The following is a 19,192-nucleotide window of genomic DNA, read 5'->3' on the forward strand; positions in this document are numbered from 1 at the left end:
CCGAAATACTGAGAAAAAGCGTCGATATTCATGGGGGCACTCCTGAAAAAAGGAGTATGAGATCATAAGTAGCTCCGTGGGTCAAACTGAACGATTTTGATTAAATAACGTTCGCGATCTCACCCTAACCAATCAGGGCTTTGAATATTGTAGTTAGATTGAATATCTTTAAAGGCACCAAACAACCCTTCTAATATCACATTGAGCTCCATTTGTACAAACGCAGCACCAATACACGCATGATACCCACCACCAAACGCAACATGATTTAATTTCTCTTCTCTTTGAATATTAAACATGTCAGGATATTGGAAAGCTCGCGGATCGCGGTTTGCGGCCCCTAAAAACAGATAAACCGAGTCGTATTTTTTTATAGTTTCTCCGTGCAGTACGATATCCTTGGCTGCATGACGAGTGACATATTGAATTGGCCCCTCAAAACGCATTGATTCCATGAGTGCATTATCAAGTAGTGAGCTATCTTGTTTAAGTGCTTCCATCTGTTCAGGATGAGTAATCAGGCAATGCAACATATTTGTTAGCATAAATTGCGGAATTTTATGTCCACCGAAAATCAGATGAACAGTTTGAGCCGCTATTTCTGCATCACCTAACATCGCTCCGTCTTCAAATTTCTCAGAATTAGCCAAGCGACTGATGAGATCATTTCGAGGTATATTGCGACGAGATTTAATGGTTTCAAACAGAAAATCAAACATCTCTCTCATGCTCTTTTTAGTAATATCTGAAACTCCTTTGTCTGGTACGTTTGATACCACAAAATTTTGCATAAAATCAGCAATATCATCCGACCATTTGATGAACTTTCCTACCTCGCTTTCATCTAGACCTAACATTTTGCACAAAATCATCGCAGGTAATGGGTGTGCAATTTCCTCTACAAAGTCAATTTCTGTGCAACCACTATCTGTAATTTTTTGGATCAGTGTATGTGTAATCTTAGCAATTTCAGGCTTGATAATTTCAAGCTCTTTTCTCATAAATGCCTGGTTCATGAACTTTCTAAGGCGTGTGTGAACTGGTCTATCGTTGTAAATCATCCAAGTTGAAATGATGTCGATAATTTCTTTAAAGTGTTCACTTTCACCTTCTTTGAGGTTATCTAATTTTTCCTGAATAAGATGGCTAGTAATCAAATCGTTTGAACGTAATAAGCTTGATACATCCTCGTATCGAGTGATAAACCATGAATTCATTTCCTTAGAAAAATATGCCGGAGCCTCATTTCTCAAACGCTCATATACTGAGTATCTGTCGTTAAGGTATGTATCTCCATACACGCTGAACTGCTCCATTTATTACTCTCCCTTTTAGTAGTATGTTAGTGTTTGTTGCTCAGTTAACGATGAAATCAAATCAACGATATTCCGGACCAATTCACTTTCTTGTCGTCTCTGCATCAATGATTCAAATAAACAAGAGAGTATTTGCCTTGAATACTCATCTTCTTTCATTGCGTATTCGTGTTCGATTAAGAATTGCTTGCTAATTACTGCTGCACAGCGGGTGAAATCTTGGAAAGTACTGAGGTTAATATGACCTTTAGAGTTGAGGAAAAATTGGGTAAGTATTGTGGAGGCTATCTGAGTGGTACTCTGATTTATCATTTCGATGATGACTTTGCACACATCCAAATAGTCTGTCTTTCGATATGACTCCAAAAGGGTCATACTTCCTCTCTCAGTAACCATATCTTTTATGTCACTGATAGTGTACGAGATCTCATCGGCGTAATTCACGACAGCTTTTAGCTCCTCCAGATCATAATTCCTTGATAACGTCAGAAGAAAATTTTCTGATTCGTAAATCCCTTTGATTAATGGGGCATTTTGAGAACATGTGCATATTGGGATTACATGATTGTATTTAATACAAAGCGAGGAAATTAGATTTGGGAGTTCAAGATGTTGATAGGCGATTCTGACACTTTGTGCATTACTTTCAAATCCCCCATATTCAGCCATTAGCTCATTCAATACCCGCTCGCCTGAATGTCCAAAAGGAGGATGGCCAATATCATGAAGCATTCCAGCAATACGGCAAAGACCAAGCTCAAATTCATTAAGTCCACTACCAAACAGACGAATACAACTAATTACATCATTAGTATGTTTCATCCGTGTATAGTGTGCTGCACTTCTGAAATGGTACGGGATAAACTGGGTTTTTCCTGTCAGCGAGCTATAATACCAACTCTTTGAAATACGCTCTTCAATTTCTAATAATTTCTCAATATTTCTTTCTCGAACAGCCTTATCCAGTACCAGCATCCATGTACCCTAAAATGAATCATCCTAAAAATTATCACCTATGCTAACAAATGAGAATCACAATGTAAAATCAGTGTGAATATAATGTGCATTTATAGATACTTAATTGTGATTAATCCTAACCACATAGTGTCATCATGAGATTTTCAGCCAAAGTGCAGGGTAACGGATCTGAACTGCGGCAAAAAATGAGACACTATTTTTCACATATCGGGTCGCTATACCACGCCAGCGTTTAAGATAAGGGAAGGCACTTTTAACCATGATGTCGAAGATGATAGAGCTCACGATCATATTCCCGCTCTATATTACGATTTTTTCGACAAGAAATTTGTATCTTAATCCCATGTCGCCAGCTTGCGAACAATCAGCTGTAGTACCACTTGTAACAAGAATTCTGAGCGGCATACCATGCGCATCCACGTCCAAATGTATCTTAGTGTTGAGTCCCCTTTTATACGTCCCATATCCTGATTACCTCCTTTAGCGCCTGCCGCATGAAGGTGAACTTTGATATGGCTGGCATCAATCATATAATATTTTCTAGAGCGGATAATTCCCCACTTACTCCGCCCTTGATATTTAATGCTCACCTTATTTTCAAATTAATAAACAAAGATAAGGTTGTTATGACAAGACAAGAATATATTCCCGAGTTTAAACGTAGAACCGTTGCCTTACTGCCAGAAAGCGGAAAAATCTGTTGTCCTGATGGCTCAAGAACTGGAAATTCGCCACCTTAACTGCTCCAGTACTAAAGCAACTTTAAGCCAGAAAAATGGAGAGTACTTTAAACATGTTTTGGCTATAATAGCTCCCACATTTTAGTTTGACACAAAGGAAACTTTCATGAGCCTGAACTTAGTACCGGCAGGAAAAGAACTGCCTGAAGACATCTATGTCATTATTGAGATCCCTGCCAACGCAGATCCCATTAAATATGAAGTTGATAAAGAATCCGGTGCGCTGTTTGTAGACCGTTTTATGTCTACCGCCATGTTCTATCCATGCAACTATGGTTACATCAACAATACTCTGTCTCTGGATGGTGACCCGGTTGATGTTCTGGTTCCAACGCCATACCCATTGCAACCCGGTGCTGTGATCCGTTGCCGTCCAGTTGGCGTTCTGAAAATGACTGATGAATCAGGTGAAGATGCAAAACTGGTCGCGGTTCCACACAGCAAATTGACCAAAGAATATGATCACATTAAAGATGTGAACGACCTTCCAGAATTGCTGCGTGCCCAGATTACCCACTTCTTTGAGCATTACAAAGATCTGGAAAAAGGCAAGTGGGTTAAAGTTGATGGTTGGGATAATGTCGAAGCAGCTAAAGCAGAAATTATCTCCTCTTTCGAACGTGCCGCTAAAAAATAATTTTTCTCTGTCTGCATAATTAAAAAACCCCCGCCAAGACATTTCTGACAGGGGGTTTTTGATATCACAATCCCTTAAAAAGGGAACTCCACTTTACTCTTTTTCGTGGCGTTTCAGCCAGTCACCGCTTTTTATCCGCCGTAAACCGGTTACCGGAAACTGATAAAGATATATCCATGCACTGCCATACGGTGTCTGAATCAACTCCCTTACATACTCACGAGAATTATCTTTCAAATCATCTAACTCTGTCAGGATAGTAGAATTGATGCGATATATCTCACATTCAATACTCCCGTCACCACGGATTACCGCAGGATAATGCCCAAGGTCGTATAACTCATAGCCTTCCAGCTTATGATCCCCTAACCATTGAGCATCAGTCATCCAGTGATGATTGCCTTGTTTGCGCCGTAAGCTGCCATAAACAATAATTCGCATTTTCAAAACTCAAACTGATAGAGCAAATCCAATGTCTGATCAATACCAGACACTGCTTCCAGATACAATCTAGGCATTAACCTATAGCGTAAGGTTAATGTTGCCAGTGAATCAAATATACCAACACCATACTTAACTTGCAGATCTTTTGTGATCTTTCCGCTAACAACTACCTGTGATTTATCACCAACTCCTTGAGTATCCAGTGCTAAATCGGAAACACCAAATATTTCACCGATTTTACCTACCAACTGACTACTCTGCGCAACCCCCAAACCTATCAACATTGCCGCCATCTGGGAGTTGTCTGAGTCACTGCTCTCCAACCCTTCACCACGCAACAGGTAAGAAAGCGCTTCCTGTTGTGATTTGGCAGGTTCTGAGAAAATTTCCACTTTTGGCTGATCCGCCAAACCGGTAACTCTCACCCCAGCAATAACACGACCATCCGTTGATTCTGGGTTACGGATAGCCTCAATATTAAGCAATGGTTGATCCGATGGACCTGAAAACACAATCATCCCTTTACGGACAATCAGATCTTGTCCATAGGCATGGAAACGGCCATCAAGAATATCAACTTGTCCATTCAAACCCAGGCCCTGTTCACCCTGAACAGCTTTCAGAGCGCCTCTAAGTTTCGCTGTGAGGCCAAATGCACTGAGTCGAACATCATCTCCTATATGAATCATCAAGTTACTTTGAATCGGGATTGACGCTTTTTTCACGTCTAACGGCTGAAGATTCTCACCCAACATAATCTCATCCGATGATGCCTCAACAGCCGATTCAGGTAGTTCTTTAACTGTAATACTCGCCCAGGGAATATCAACATTACCATCCAATTTCAGCAACTGAGGAGAAGCCTCAAATACCAAAACAGGGCTGACATCAATTTTCACCATTGGTGGAAAAGTTACCCTCAACTTATCACCGTTAGCGGCAATTCTTGCATGCCACGCATCCAAATTACGCCAGTCAGCATCACCATTCAGGTTAAGCTGCCCCTTCGGCGTTTTGATAACCCCCTCAAGATCAGAACGTATTCCATCAAAATCTACACCAAGTTGCCCTTGAATAATATCAAATGGAATCCAATGACCCGAAGCTTGCAGTGTGCTCAGGCTCAACCGACCAAACAATAATGGATTTTTGGCATTTCCGCCCAGGCGCAGGTCAGCATTCAAATGACCTTCTGCCTTATCACCTTTTCCAAGAATCGGTTTGATCAACGCCAGTGAAATATCCTGAATACCAATATTGCCCGATAGTTTGCGACGCCCTTCAAGATCAGCAACCTGTACCGCACCGTTAAACTGACCATTTCCCATAATTTTAAACAGCCAATTCAGCTCTGCTGCTCCGTTCTTCAAGCCTGCATTGAGTGTCAGGGTTTGAAAATCTACAGGTAATGCGATGCCATCAATTACTTGCTTAACCTGCACTGCCTCACCACGCAAATTAACGTTGGCCTGAGGCAATCCACCTCCAGCACTCCACTTAACATCCGCATTACCACTGAATACCCCTTTCAAATGTGTTTCAGGCCCCAGTAATGGTTGAATCATAGCAAGATCAAAACGATCAAGAACAATAGATGCACTACCGCTGGCACCCGCTTCAATGGGTTTCGGTACGCAGAGCTGCGCATGTGGATTCAACCAACAATGAGTACCTACAGTGACTTTCTGCTGCTGATTGAGATAATCAATAGTAATAGCTTTGGTTAAACGCCATTCGCCAACCGGAGTATCAAAACGGGTATTATTAATACTGCCTTTCCATCGTTGTTGCTTGCGATCAAAACTACCATTAAGCGCAAGTTGACCGGCAACCGGCTCACCATCGACCTTCAGTTGCAAATTATGTTGTTTCTCATTGCCATTAGCATTCAGCGTCAAACTACGAACGATTAAATCAGCCTGTTTCAACTGACCGATTTTGATAGCAAGATCGCCTTGGATCTGTGCAGCAGAACGTACATCTCCCTTCACATTCACACTATCAATGCGCAAATCCTGCCATTTCAACCCATTAGCATTCAGATCAGCCAGAATTTGAGGCGCTTGCATATTACCACGCAGTTTCAGCGTCCCATTAACGACACCACCAAGTCCTGGTAATAAGCCATCCAGCCTAGGTGCTCTGATATCGCCATCAAGTTGCCACTGTTTGAACAACTGTCCCTGGAGATTGATTTTATTACGCCCTAAGGCCAGCTCAAATTGAGGAATATTCCACTGACCAGCCGCATTACCCGAAATCTTACCCCTGGCTTTTATCAAGTTCTGTTTTACATTACCATCAAGTGTGATTTCCGGGATTCGGAGCTGCCAGCTACCACCGTGCAAACTGCCACGAGTCACTATTTTTCCATCTATTTCGGCTGGCCATTCCGGCCACTGTTTAGCAGTATTGATTCCAGAGAGTGTCAACACCGCATTCCAACTTACCGCCTTACTCCAATCTGCCACACCGACCAGTTCAGTCCTTCCCTGCAAAGCAGACAAACGTAGGCGGGTCAACTTAAAGCGTTCTTCATTACCTTTAGCATCCAACACCAATAATGCCGGTGGAATTTCATTACCTTTAATACCCGAACGCAATGACAAATCATAACCACTCGTTTTACCATTCAGGCGCATTTTTACATTATCAAGCTGATATTCAGGCTCCCCCGCCAAAGGCCAACTCAGTTGCTGGCTTTCAAGCGTCATACGCACGGGCAAACCTGCCTTAGCCAGTTCCACCTGGGCATCAATTTTAGCTTTGACAGGGCCAGACAAATTCAGAATTAAGTTGAGTTGCTCCAGCAAAGCTCCATTAAGCTTCAAGTCAACTTTTTGCCCTTGAATCTCTTGCTGATCTATCTCACCTTTTATTGACAGCTTCACCGGCCATTGCTGCGCCAAAGTCGCGGAACCATGAACGGCTAAAGAACCTTCCAGTGCCTTTACATTCAATTTATTAAGCTGAATCTGCTGCCCCTGATTACTAATTTGCAGTAATAACTCATTGATTGTGATATTGGTATCACCAGTCAGCCGTAATTGCTTACCACTGATCTCTTCAACCGTAATATCCAGTGGAATAGGCACTTCCGGTAACCTTGCCAATAGCGGCGGAGAGAATAGTGCTTTCAGGATTTCTCCCAACGACTTTTCTGGTTCAATTTCCCGTTTTGCTTTTTCTGCTGCTTCCGCTGTTTTCAATTGTTCAGAAGTCGTCTTTGGTAATCCTACCCGCAATCCATTGATTTTCGTTGACTTAAGAATTAATGCCTTTTGCTGCCACTCAGCTGCGGTCCTGAATTCATCAAGGTCAAACACCCTATCATCTATGGTGACCGCAGCATTTTTAATGGATAGCAAGTTAAGTGAAATCGGATATGGAGTCTTTAGTTCAGTCAGAGGGGCTGATTCTGGCGACGGCTCTCCCGCAAGTGGCAATTGTTTGGTGTTAATCGCGACTTTTACGCCTTCTGTCGTCAATGCATTAATACATAATTGACTATCTTTCAGGCAAGAAAGACGTAAAGAAAGGTGGAGTTGATTCACATTAACATCAACACCGGGCATCTGATACCTGACACCTCTCAAAGTCAAATCACGCCAGCCACCACTAACACCGGCTATATCCAGCCCCGGAACCCAACGGACGGCACTGTTAATCATCGTATGCAAACCAGATTGCGTTCCTACCAATCCGGCAACAGCAATAACCAACAGAGTAATAATCAGCAAAAAAGCAATACTGACCTTCTTAATCCATCTCATAATTCAGATCCTAACCCGATGTAAAACTGGATATTACGGGATTCTGAATCCCCTATTGGCCTGGCAAGGTCAAACTTAATGGGTCCGACAGGAGAGGCCCAACGCACACCGACACCTGCGCCGGTTTTAAAATTGCTCCTTCTAACATCATTGACTGCTTCACCGGTATCGACAAAAACAGCACCCCACCAATCACCCGTTACGTTATATTGATACTCAAGCGAACCCACGATCAGCATAGATGCCCCGGTCAATTTTCCGTCATTGTCTTTAGGGGAAATTTTCTGATATTGGTAACCACGGACACTGCGATCACCACCAGCAAAGAAACGTAAATCAGGAGGGACTTTCTGGAACTCATTGGTTTCTATCCAACCCAAATTACCCCGGGCAACAAAACGGTGGTTATCCCAATAAGTTCTGATCCAAACGTTTTGCGCCTGTAATACCAGGAAATCCACATCAGAACCCCAAAGGGTATCAGAAATATCAATGGAATAACGCTGGCTATCGCCCCAATAAGGCATCGTACCCCCACGTTGGCGGATACGACTAACGTTCACTCCCGGATACAACAACATAGCCGTATTGGTGACATTAGCTTGCGTAAAGTGGCTGAGACTCCAGCGCATATTAATCCCATATTGCCAACCAGTTGAAAGATCCCAGTTACGGGAAAGGTTCACCGTTGCGGTATCTGATACGGTATCGTTGACATCCTTACGTTTATAGCCGGTCTGCAACGCATAATATTGCTCCAGCGGATTCGCTTTCAGCGGCATTTTATAGGTAGCATCAATCACCTGTTCAGGTGCAGAAAGGTTGATACTCGTGCCAAGGCTGTGTCCACGAGAATTTAGCCACGGTTTTGTCCACTTAGCTTTTACCCGTGGCCCAACATCTGTTCCATAACCCCCACCCAGTTCAACATAGTTTTTGGAACGTGGTGTTAATACCGCCTCAAGAGGGAGAGTCTTATTACCACTTTTTCTGGCAGCCTTAAAATCAGGTGTCACCAGTGCTGAATTAAACCAGCCGGTTTCTGCCAGCCGCCGATTCAATTCCGCCAATTGTTCGGAGGTATAAAAATCCCCTTCTTTAAACGGCACCAAGTGACTCAGATAATCTTCACGAATTTGTGAACCACGATAATGTATCTGACCAAAGTGATAACGCTCACCGCTGTTAAAATTAAAATCCCAAAATGCCTCATGCCGCTCTTTAGCAACACCCAATTGGCTCTTTTTCATTACGGCGTCAAAATAACCTTTTCTAATAGCAAGCCCAGTCAGAGAGCCTTTAAAGCTTTCATAGCCACCATGATTAAGAATTGTCCCTTTTTTTGGGCTTTTGCTTTTAACCAGTTTGGCATAATCTCCATCTGTCTTAGCCCCACCGTCCAAAACAACATTAACACCGGCAATCCGTACAGGTTCCCCGACCGTGACTTTTGCTGTTAATACCGAACGAGCGGGGGGGTTATTTTCCTGATAGGTAAATTCGATAATGGGTTCATAATAACCAAGCGGACGCAGGCCTTCACGAATCGCTTTATCTACACGAGCGCGGAAACGCCCATCTGCTGCAACCTCGTCAGTACTGATAGTGGAAAGATGAACTCGGGCATTTTTTTCCAAACTGCCAGTTAATCCTTCTATTTTCAGGCGAAGACTAGCACTATGAGCGATAGGCGTTACGATAGACACACAAAGAAGACATAAAATGGGGTATCTCGACACGCGAACTCCTAACCTGATCGGAACAATTTAACTATAATAAAATTTATTTTGATTAAAGTTTATAATATATACAATCTATTAATATCTGAAAACTTAATAATTACAGGAGGGAATATTGTGCCAACTTCAGCTAATGAGATCCAATCTCTTGATCCTCAACGCATATTACCGGGCAGAATAGAATCACTTAAAGTTTCATCTGAACATACTGTCACCAATCATACGATAGAACCTGTTCCAGAAAATATGGAAGTTGCCTATTTTGGTATGGGATGCTTCTGGGGTGCAGAACGGCTGTTCTGGCAACAACCTGATATTTACACAACCTCTGCGGGTTATAGCGGCGGTACAACACAAAATCCAACTTATGAAGAAATCTGTAGCGGTCTGACCGGTCACGCCGAGGTTGTCAGAATTGTTTATGATCCGGTAAAAAATAGTTACGAAAACCTGTTAAAACTTTTCTGGGAAAACCACGACCCGGCTCAAGGAATGCGTCAGGGAGGGGATATTGGCACTCAGTATCGTTCCGCGATTTATACTGTATCACCTCAGCAACATGAACTGGCATTAGCCAGCCGCGAACGCTTCCAAAAAGCCATGCAACAACAAGGAGATAACCGGCCTGTTACAACCGAGATCACAGAAGCAGGGCCATTCTATTTTGCGGAAGATTATCACCAGCAATATCTGTTTAAAAATCCTGAGGGATACTGCGGGTTAGGCGGTATTGGCATTTGCCTACCACAAATGAGCAAAAACTAGCCAGCTCACCTAAACTGATGTTATAATTATCACACTAATCAATAGCTTTCTAAGTATCTATTGCAACTTTTTATTTTACATAATTTTTATTGTTTCCTCCGGTGATCTTTCAACCATAACCAATCCTATCGCCGGAGGTAAAACACGGATGCCTTATGCTAAATAGTCTCTTAGTGGTGCTTTTACTGTGCGCGATCAGCGCTTTTTTTTCGTTATCGGAAATCTCTCTGGCCGCCTCAAGGCGAATCAAATTAAAGCTGATGGCAGATGAAGGTAATGTCAACGCAGCTCATGTCCTCAAATTACAAGAATCTCCGGGAATGTTTTTTACCGTTGTGCAAATCGGCCTGAATGCGGTGGCCATTTTGGCTGGTATTGTTGGTGAATCGGCATTTTCTCCTTCACTGAAAGCTTTTTTCATTCAATTTATGCGGCCCGAATGGGCAGAACAACTCGGCTTTATCTGTTCATTTATCATTGTGACCAGTACATTTATTTTGCTTGCTGACTTGACACCAAAGCGTATCGGTATGATCAAACCAGAAGCTGTCGCGGTGAAAATCGTTAATCCAATGCGTTTCTGTCTGGCAATTTCCCGTCCGTTAGTCTGGTTATTTAATGGACTGGCTGATCTTATCTTTAAGATCTTTAAAATTCCGATGGCACGTAATGAAGACATCACATCTGATGATATTTTCGCGGTTGTGGAAGCAGGCGCTGTTGCGGGGATCCTACGTAAACAAGAGCATGAACTGATTGAAAACGTGTTCGAACTCGAATCCCGTACCGTTCCTTCTGCCATGACCTCACGGGAAAGCGTCGTCTACTTCGATAAGCATGAAAGTGAAGAAAGTATCAAACAACAGGTTTCCACCCAACCACACTCCAAATATCTGATATGTGACGGCGATATTGATCATGTTATCGGTTATGTGGATTCCAAAGACCTACTTAACCAAGTCCTGAGTGGTCAGAGCCTGAACTTCAATAAAGGTGTCCAGATCCGCAACGCGTTGATCATTCCAGATACTTTAACGCTTTCAGATGCTCTGGAAAGTTTTAAAGCTGCCGGTGAAGATTTCGCTATTATCCTGAATGAATATGCGCTGGTCATGGGGGTGATTACCCTCAATGATGTGATGACTACCCTGATGGGTGATTTGGTTGATCAAGGACAAGAAGAGCAGATCGTCGTCCGGGACGAAAATTCATGGCTGGTTGAAGGCGGAACACCGATTGATGATGTACAGCGGGTACTGGATATTGATGATTTTCCTGATTCCAGTAACTACGAAACCATTGCAGGCTTTATGATGTTCCGATTGCGGAAAATTCCAAAACGTACTGACTCGGTCAAGTTTGCGGGTTATAAGTTCGAAGTTGTCGATATTGATAACTACAAAATCGATCAGCTATTAGTCACAAAAATCACTGACACCCCCACCACAGCTCCCGCTCACAACCCAACCATCAGTGATGATAAATAAAAACGGCCTTTGAACTGAGGCCGTTTAATATTCTGTGTTATGCGCCACTTATTGTGGCGCAGATTATTCAGTATGCTACTCGCGGCTATTCTCGTTATCTATCCTATTTCGGCCTGCAAACGTAGCACCTGCTGATTAACTTCACTCATCACACTAAAATGGCGTTTGTCTCTTACCTTCGGCGGTAAAATTTTGCCGCAGTCGAATTCAAAAGCCCCCATATCTTTAATGTATAAACGTCCACGGAATAAAGTTTTAACGTAGAGAGCAATTTTCAGTGGGTTATATCGGTGAAAAATTTTCATCTCTGCTTTTTTCCTCCTATGCTTCTTACGGTTACGTTTGGTGAACCAGCTCCATGCACCACACCGTTATGTAGAATAGTAGACTTAATTTATCGGATTTTGTTCCCCCCATTTTCAGTTTTATGTACTAACTTTACATAAAATGACAGATATTTAGATATGCATAATTATGTAAATTTATCCCTTACTTAATGTTAAAAAATTGATCTTCTTTAAAGAGATAAATCAACTGATAACCGCTATGCTAAAGGCCCGTGCATCGTCACATTCACTTACAAAGGAAAAATTATGATCAAAAATTTTATGTTATATGCTGCGCTACTCTGTTCTCCTGCTCTGGCATTCGCTCACAACATTAACCTGGAACAAAAGGTTCCTGCGGTCAGTGTTTCTGATAAAGGTGAGTTGTTACTCAACAATAATAAGTTTAGCTACCAAAATTGGGATAGTGGAAAACTGATCGGAAAAGTGAGAGTCATACAACATATTGCAGGTCGTAGTGCAGCAAAAGAACTGAATGCTCCGCTGATAGAAGAAATAAAACGTGCTGATTTTTCAAAAGAAAAATACCAAACAACCACCATCATCAATGTTAATGATGCCATATTTGGTACCGGGCCATTTGTCCGCAGCAATATTGAAGACAGCAAAAAAGAGTTTCCTTGGTCCCAGTTTATCGCTGACAGCAATGGTGTAGTCAAGAAAACCTGGCAGTTGGAACCCAAAAATTCTGCCATTGTTGTCCTGGATAAAAATGGCGTAGCGAAGTTTGCCAAAGAAGGTAAGCTAAACAGCAACGAAATCAAACAGGTAATTGAATTAGTTCGTAAAGAATTACAGTAAAAACATCAGTGGTGATAACGACTTGCGGATATATTTCGATTTGCCCTTATCACCACCACCCTACTGAAAAGCAACTTATTTAACGTCAGCTTTTGCTTAAGAGCAGCAATTTCAAGATCACGTAAATTCAAGCTCGGTTTGCGACAAATCTTGCGACCACACCTACTCGACATCACGTTAACATGAAATAAAAACCTTCAGGAACAATTGTAATGATTACCATTCTCACATTAAGATGATACCGTGATTATTAACTTTTGATATTATAAAGCTATGTCTGACTACATTGTTGTTTCTGCGGAGCTGACGCTTGAATCGTTTTACGGCGCGCATCACGGCTGGCTAAAAAACTGGCTCACGTGCAAACTGCAATCGTCCTTTGACGCCGACGACGTAGCGCAGGATACCTTCCTCCGCGTGATAACCAGTGATTCGCTACAGACAATTCGCGACCCAAAATCCTTCCTCTGCACTATTGCCAAAAGGGTAATGATCGATCTGTTTCGCCGCAACGCTCTGGAAAAAGCCTATCTGGAACTGCTTGCGCAACAGCCCGAGGCGCTTATACCCTCGCCAGAAATTCGTCAGTGCCAACTTGAGACGCTCCAACAAATCGACCAGATGATCGATGGCCTGAGCAGCAAAATTCGCCAAACGTTTTTACTGTCTCAGCTTGAAAGTCTGACCTACAGCGATATCGCTTCACGTCTTAATGTGTCTGTCAGTTCCGTGAAAAAATATATGGCCAAAGCCACCGAGCATTGCTTGCTGTTTCGCCTGGAGCATGGACTCTGATATGAATACCACATTGACCAATTCTCGTCTCCAGGCCCTAAAATCAGCATCACACTGGTATGCAGTACTGAGTAGCGATCAAGCAAGCCCACGGCAAACCGAAAAATGGCAGCGTTGGTACGAACAGCATCAGGATAATCAGTGGGCGTGGCAACAGGTGGAAAATCTGCGTAACCAGATGCTTGTAGTGCCAGGCAATGTGGCAAGCCGCACACTTCAGGAAACACACCTGTCACGCCGCAGAATGATGAAAAGCGTGCTGTTGCTACTAGGGGTTGGCGGTATCTGGCAACTGTGGCATTCAGAAACAGGAGAGGGTCTGCGAGCTGGTTACCGTACTGCTAAAGGGGACATTCAGCAGTATCAACTGAGCGATGGCACACTGCTTACACTCAATACTGACAGCGCAGTGGATGTCCGTTTTGACCCTCAGCAACGTCTGGTGCATCTCTGGTATGGCGAAATTGCCATCACCACCGGGCACGGGGCTGGAACAAAGTTATTGCGCGTACAAACCCGCCAAGCACAACTGACTGCGTTGGGTACCCAATTTACGGTTCGTCAGGAAGACAACACCACGCTGGTTAGCGTGCAGCAACATGCCGTAGAAGTGACACTGGCTGGCGCTGACCGCAAATGTATTGTACGTCGGGGTGAAAGCTTAAGATTCAACGCTACCGATTTTAGCGAACTGACAACAGCAATCGCCGAAGACAACGCGTGGACGCAAGGTATATTAAGCTTCAGCGACAGACCACTGAGTGAAGTGATCGCGACCCTCGCCCGCTATCGCAACGGCGTATTACGCTGCGACCCAACTGTCGCCTCACTACGGTTAACCGGCACTTTCCCGATAAAAAATACCGATACGGTATTAACCGTTATAGAAAAAACACTTCCCGTTAAGATTCAATACATTACCCGCTACTGGGTGAATGTTCTGCCCGCATAAAAATCATTAACATAAAAATAATCATTTTCGATTGTCCCTTTTTACCTCTTCATTCGACTTATAAGTGAATACAGCAACAAAATGATTATGGAGACGTTATGACACTTTTACGTGCACGGTCACTGCGCGCGCTTCACAAAACAACACCGCTGGTAATGGCGATTCATTTAAGCCTGTTACCGGGGGCTTGCCTAACCTCGGGGATCGCGTATGCTTCTGTGGCACCAGCTAGCGCACACTATGACATTAATGCAGGCGAACTGGATAAAGTTCTCAATCAGTACTCCACCCGCGCGGGTATTACCCTTTCGGTAGATGCCAGCTTAACGCGCGGCAAACAGAGTAGCGGCCTACACGGTGATTATTCCATCACCGATGGACTGAACACCTTACTAATCGGTACTGATTTACAGACGAAAACGTTGGGTGATAATACGTTCACACTCGAACCCGCTTCTGTCACGCAGAAAGACTCGATGACCGTGATAGGCGACTGGCTGGGCAGTGCTCGTGAAACTGACGTGTTTGAACATGCAGGCGCACGCGATGTTATCCGCCGTGAAGATTTTGCCAAAACAGGCGCAACAACAATGCGTGAAGTGCTAAACCGCATTCCTGGCGTCAGCGCACCGGAAAACAACGGTACCGGCAGCCACGACCTGGCGATGAACTTCGGCATTCGTGGCCTGAACCCGCGTCTTGCCAGCCGCTCTACGGTTCTGATGGATGGCATTCCGGTCCCCTTCGCACCCTACGGCCAGCCACAGCTATCGTTGGCGCCAGTCTCTCTCGGCAACATGGACGCAGTAGACGTAGTACGCGGCGGCGGCGCTGTGCGTTACGGGCCACAAAGCGTAGGTGGTGTGGTGAATTTCGTGACTCGTGCTATCCCACAGGATTTTGGCATTGAGGCAAACGTGGAAGGTCAACTTAGCCCCACATCTTCACAAAATAATCCAAAAGAAACCCATAATCTGATGATTGGAGGTACAACAGATAACGGTTTCGGCACGGCGCTCCTCTACTCCGGTACACGCGGCAGCGACTGGCGCGAGCACAGCGCCACGCACATTGACGACGTGATGCTCAAAAACCGCTATGCCCCCAATGAAGTGCACACCTTCAACAGCCTGCTGCAATATTATGATGGCAGTGCGGATATGCCAGGAGGTCTTTCACGCGCCGATTACGATGCCAATCGCTGGCAATCCACTCGCCCATATGATCGCTTCTGGGGCCGCCGTCAGCTCGCAAGCCTTAGCTATCAGTATCAGCCCGACCAGCAGCACAAATTCAATATTCAGAGCGTATATACCCATACCTTACGCAGCGGTTATCTTGAGCAGGGCAAACGCATTACCCTTTCCCCACGGGAATACTGGGTGCGCAGCATCGAACCGCGCTATAGCCAGCTCTTCAATTTAGGGCCTTCAGCCCATGAAGTCGGAATTGGCTACCGTTACGTGAATGAAGCCAGTCACGAAATGCGTTACTATACCGCCACCAGCAGCGACGAATTACCCAGCACGTCGAGCCCTTATGACCGTAATACCCGCTCTGGTACCGAGGCTCATGCCTGGTACATTGACGACCGCATTGATATCGGCAACTGGACCATCACCCCAGGGATACGATTCGAACATATCAAATCCATCCAAAACAACAACCTGAAAGGCACCCGCCAAGAAGTAAGCTACAATGCGCCGCTGCCTGCACTCAACGTTCTTTATCACGTTACTGATAGCTGGAATCTTTATGCCAATACGGAAAGCTCATTCGGTACCGTACAGTACAGCCAGATTGGTAAGGCTGTGCGGAGCGGCAATGTAGAACCGGAAAAAGCGCGAACCTGGGAAGTCGGAACCCGCTACGACGACGGCGCTCTGACTGCGGAAATGGGGCTGTTCCTGATTAACTTCAACAATCAGTACGACTCCAACCAGACCAACGATACTGTTACGGCACGAGGGAAAACCCGGCACACAGGGCTAGAAACTCAGGCACGTTACAATCTTTCCGAGCTTACGTCTAAATTGGAGAACATTTCGGTTTACGCCAACTACACGTATGTGAACGCGGAAATTCGTGAAAAAGGCGATACCTACGGGAATCAAGTGCCATTCTCACCGAAGCATAAAGGTACACTTGGTATGGATTACAAACCTGGCAACTGGACCTTCAACCTCAACAGCGAATTCCAGTCCAACCAGTTTGCTGATAACGCTAACACCATACAGGAAAGCGCCGATGGCAGCACTGGCCGCATTCCGGGCTTTATGCTGTGGGATACGCGCATGGCGTATGACTTCGGTCCACAAATGGCCAATCTGACTCTAGCCTTTGGGGTGAAAAACGTTTTCGACCACGAGTATTACACCCGTTCTTATGATGATAATAATAAAGGCATCTACGCCGGGCAGCCGCGCACATTCTATATGCAAGGCTCGCTGAAGTTCTGATGCTGCATTAACCCTTTCGCCGGGCCATTGCCCGGCTTTACTATTTCTGATAGAAAAAGCGGTTGACCAACTTAAAAATATTTCCCAGATGAACACGCAAAGCACCGTAGTATACTCGGCTTTTTGTTAGAGATTGTGTCGGGATTAATTGTTTATACCTTCCAACCAAAAAAGCCGAGCTTGAATTTACGTGACTCTGAAATTGCTGCTCTTAAGCAAAGCCGACATTAATTTATTAAAAGATTGTTACTCTAAATCCTGGATTCAGGAATGATTCGCGAGGCGTATAATCCAGAGTCTGGCCTTTCCAGTTGGTTACATGAGCACCGGCCGCCATTGCCACAGCATGGCCTGCTGCGGTATCCCAGATATTAGTTGGTCCAAAACGGGGATAAAGTTGCGCTTTTCCTTCGGCCACCAGGCAGAACTTTAATGAAGAACCCACAGAAACCGTCTGATGTTCACCTAACTGATTGAGATAATCCTCCAATTCTGTATCCATATGAGAGCGGCTGACTACCACCATTGGGGGATTAGCATCACGAATTTTAATCGGCAAGCATTGACCACTACAGGTTTTTTTCCATGCCTGCCGTCCCTGCCCGAAATAAAGCGTATCCTGTACAGGAGCGTACACCACCCCCATCACAGGAATGCCCTTATCAATCAGAGCGATATTAACCGTGAATTCACCGTTACGATTAATAAATTCCTTGGTTCCATCCAGCGGATCAACTAACCAATAGCGCTTCCAATCACGCCTCTCCTCCCAGGCTGGCGGCTCTTCTTCCGACAACAATGGAATTTCCGGTGCGATACGGGACAATCCGGCTTTAATTATTTTATGAGCCGCAATATCAGCAATAGTAATCGGTGAATCATCCTGTTTATGATCAACTTTCAGGGGATGTCCATCCTGATAAACTGTCATAATAGCCACGCCAGCTTCCCGGGCCAGTTGGCAGACTTGTTCTAGCATCATACACCTCTACAGTGAGTTATCTGTTATCATTTTAGACTATATTATCAATCGATCTTCTGCCGGAATTGTAAGAATTTTATTGCCATCACCAAAACAAAAACAGCCGGATATACCGGCTATTTTTAATCATATTTCTGGATAAAATTATAGAATATCCAGTAATTCCACTTCAAAAATCAGTGTGCTATATGGAGGGATCGATGCGCCGGCACCACGCTCACCATAAGCCAAATCATATGGGATATACAGTTCCCATTTAGAACCGACAGGCATCAGGGTCAATGCTTCGATCCATCCAGCAATCACACCATTCACTGGGAATTCGGCAGGTTCGCCACGCTGTACTGAACTGTCAAACACAGTGCCATCAATCAGGCGACCAGTATAGTGAACGCGAACCTGGTCAGTACGGGCCGGAATTGCACCATCACCCTGTTTTAGTACAGAGAACTGTAAACCAGATTCTGTCGTACTGATACCGTCACGCTGGGCATTTTCTGCCAGAAACTTCTGACCCTCTTCTGCCATAGCCTGCTGGCGTTCACGGCGCACACCGTCTGCACGCTCATGCATCTCACGTAAAGCACGATGCAGTATATCAACCGGCACTGCTGGAGAACGACTTTCCAGCGCATCACATAACCCTGCCAGTAATGCTTCCGGCTCCAGACCTTGCAAACCAGATTCCAGTAATTGCTGACCGACTTGTAAGCCAACCCCATAACTTGCTTGTGCTTCGATAGAGTCAAAAGAAAGTTTTGCCATGAAAATACCTGTGATCAAATTAAATTAGGCCAGCAAGCATAACAGTGCTATGTAACAGGGTAAACCTAAGATATCACTGGAGGATACGCCTCGCCGTAATATATAAGACTCAGTAATCGATATAACTCTAAGTGGCATATTCATTTCTTAAAGGTTATAATACAAATAAAATTTTTAAAATATTTTTACTTCCAATTGATTATATAAATAAA

At 44.2% G+C, this 19,192-nt stretch carries 15 protein-coding genes and 2 pseudogenes; 8 read left to right on the forward strand and 9 right to left on the reverse strand.

Annotated elements, in window-relative coordinates; genetic code table 11:
* Positions 1-119 precede the first annotated feature (119 nt).
* The 3 genes and pseudogenes from C5471_RS03590 to C5471_RS24170 form a co-directional block, all read right to left on the reverse strand.
* Positions 120-1,316: a cytochrome P450 gene (locus C5471_RS03590; protein WP_133813839.1), complete on the reverse strand. Its 1,197-nt coding sequence runs from the start codon at positions 1,314-1,316 to the stop codon at positions 120-122.
* A gap of 15 nt (positions 1,317-1,331) precedes the next feature.
* Entirely contained in the window at positions 1,332-2,291 is a 960-nt protein-coding gene (locus C5471_RS03595) for an HD domain-containing protein (RefSeq protein ID WP_133813840.1), read from the reverse strand.
* A gap of 135 nt (positions 2,292-2,426) precedes the next feature.
* A pseudogene (locus C5471_RS24170) lies at positions 2,427-2,833 on the reverse strand (transposase family protein); the annotation flags it as partial.
* Positions 2,834-3,140: 307 nt separating this feature from the next.
* Here C5471_RS24170 and ppa point away from each other — a divergent pair.
* A complete protein-coding gene (gene ppa, locus C5471_RS03610) occupies positions 3,141-3,671 on the forward strand; it encodes an inorganic diphosphatase (RefSeq protein WP_133813842.1) in 531 nt (176 codons plus the stop codon).
* 93 nt (positions 3,672-3,764) lie between these two features.
* On the opposite strand, the gene C5471_RS03615 is transcribed toward ppa, so the two are convergent.
* From C5471_RS03615 to tamA, 3 genes are read right to left on the reverse strand one after another with little or no spacing between them, the layout of a single operon-like run.
* Entirely contained in the window at positions 3,765-4,112 is a 348-nt protein-coding gene (locus C5471_RS03615) for a gamma-glutamylcyclotransferase family protein (protein ID WP_133813843.1), read from the reverse strand.
* A 2-nt stretch (positions 4,113-4,114) separates the two neighbouring features.
* Positions 4,115-7,888 (reverse strand): autotransporter assembly complex protein TamB, encoded by a 3,774-nt coding sequence (gene tamB / locus C5471_RS03620; RefSeq protein ID WP_133813844.1) that lies wholly within the window; start codon positions 7,886-7,888, stop codon positions 4,115-4,117.
* Complete coding sequence (tamA, locus tag C5471_RS03625; protein WP_133813845.1) at positions 7,885-9,627, reverse strand: autotransporter assembly complex protein TamA; 1,743 nt, start codon at positions 9,625-9,627, stop codon at positions 7,885-7,887. Before tamA ends, tamB begins: the two co-directional genes overlap by 4 nt.
* A 117-nt stretch (positions 9,628-9,744) precedes the next feature.
* Between tamA and msrA the strand changes: the two genes are divergently transcribed.
* Both msrA and paeA read left to right on the forward strand, forming a co-directional pair.
* Positions 9,745-10,392 (forward strand): peptide-methionine (S)-S-oxide reductase MsrA, encoded by a 648-nt coding sequence (gene msrA, locus C5471_RS03630; protein ID WP_133813846.1) that lies wholly within the window; start codon positions 9,745-9,747, stop codon positions 10,390-10,392.
* Between the two features lie 155 nt (positions 10,393-10,547).
* A complete protein-coding gene (gene paeA, locus C5471_RS03635) occupies positions 10,548-11,879 on the forward strand; it encodes a polyamine export protein PaeA (RefSeq protein WP_133813847.1) in 1,332 nt (443 codons plus the stop codon).
* Between the two features lie 98 nt (positions 11,880-11,977).
* On the opposite strand, the gene C5471_RS03640 is transcribed toward paeA, so the two are convergent.
* Positions 11,978-12,184 carry a DUF1107 domain-containing protein gene (locus C5471_RS03640; RefSeq protein WP_011148633.1) on the reverse strand — a complete coding sequence of 69 codons (207 nt, stop codon included), beginning with the start codon at positions 12,182-12,184 and terminating at the stop codon, positions 11,978-11,980.
* A 288-nt stretch (positions 12,185-12,472) separates the two neighbouring features.
* Here C5471_RS03640 and C5471_RS03645 point away from each other — a divergent pair, with 288 nt between their 5' ends.
* From C5471_RS03645 to C5471_RS25215, 5 genes and pseudogenes are all read left to right on the forward strand, one after another.
* Positions 12,473-13,027, forward strand: a complete 555-nt coding sequence (locus C5471_RS03645) for a YtfJ family protein (protein WP_133813848.1) — start codon at positions 12,473-12,475, stop codon at positions 13,025-13,027.
* Positions 13,028-13,300: 273 nt separating this feature from the next.
* Positions 13,301-13,822 carry a ferric citrate uptake sigma factor FecI gene (gene fecI, locus C5471_RS03650; RefSeq protein WP_133813849.1) on the forward strand — a complete coding sequence of 174 codons (522 nt, stop codon included), beginning with the start codon at positions 13,301-13,303 and terminating at the stop codon, positions 13,820-13,822.
* A gap of 1 nt (position 13,823) precedes the next feature.
* On the forward strand, positions 13,824-14,774 hold the full coding sequence (gene fecR / locus C5471_RS03655) for a ferric citrate uptake sigma factor regulator FecR (protein WP_133813850.1): 951 nt from the start codon (positions 13,824-13,826) through the stop codon (positions 14,772-14,774).
* Positions 14,775-14,872: 98 nt separating this feature from the next.
* Positions 14,873-17,233 carry a TonB-dependent Fe(3+) dicitrate receptor FecA gene (fecA, locus tag C5471_RS03660; RefSeq protein ID WP_133813851.1) on the forward strand — a complete coding sequence of 787 codons (2,361 nt, stop codon included), beginning with the start codon at positions 14,873-14,875 and terminating at the stop codon, positions 17,231-17,233.
* Positions 17,234-17,276: 43 nt separating this feature from the next.
* Positions 17,277-17,464: pseudogene (locus C5471_RS25215) on the forward strand (IS982 family transposase); the annotation flags it as partial.
* Positions 17,465-17,468: 4 nt separating this feature from the next.
* Here the strand turns inward: C5471_RS25215 and cysQ are convergent.
* Entirely contained in the window at positions 17,469-18,212 is a 744-nt protein-coding gene (gene cysQ / locus C5471_RS03665) for a 3'(2'),5'-bisphosphate nucleotidase CysQ (protein ID WP_133814253.1), read from the reverse strand.
* A gap of 147 nt (positions 18,213-18,359) precedes the next feature.
* Complete coding sequence (gene bamJ / locus C5471_RS03670) at positions 18,360-18,980, reverse strand: BamJ family beta-barrel-assembly machinery protein (protein ID WP_133813852.1); 621 nt, start codon at positions 18,978-18,980, stop codon at positions 18,360-18,362.
* Positions 18,981-19,192 lie beyond the last annotated feature (212 nt).

Origin of the sequence: Photorhabdus tasmaniensis, assembly GCF_011189505.1 — a bacterium.
Classification (GTDB): Bacteria; Pseudomonadota; Gammaproteobacteria; order Enterobacterales; family Enterobacteriaceae; genus Photorhabdus; species Photorhabdus tasmaniensis.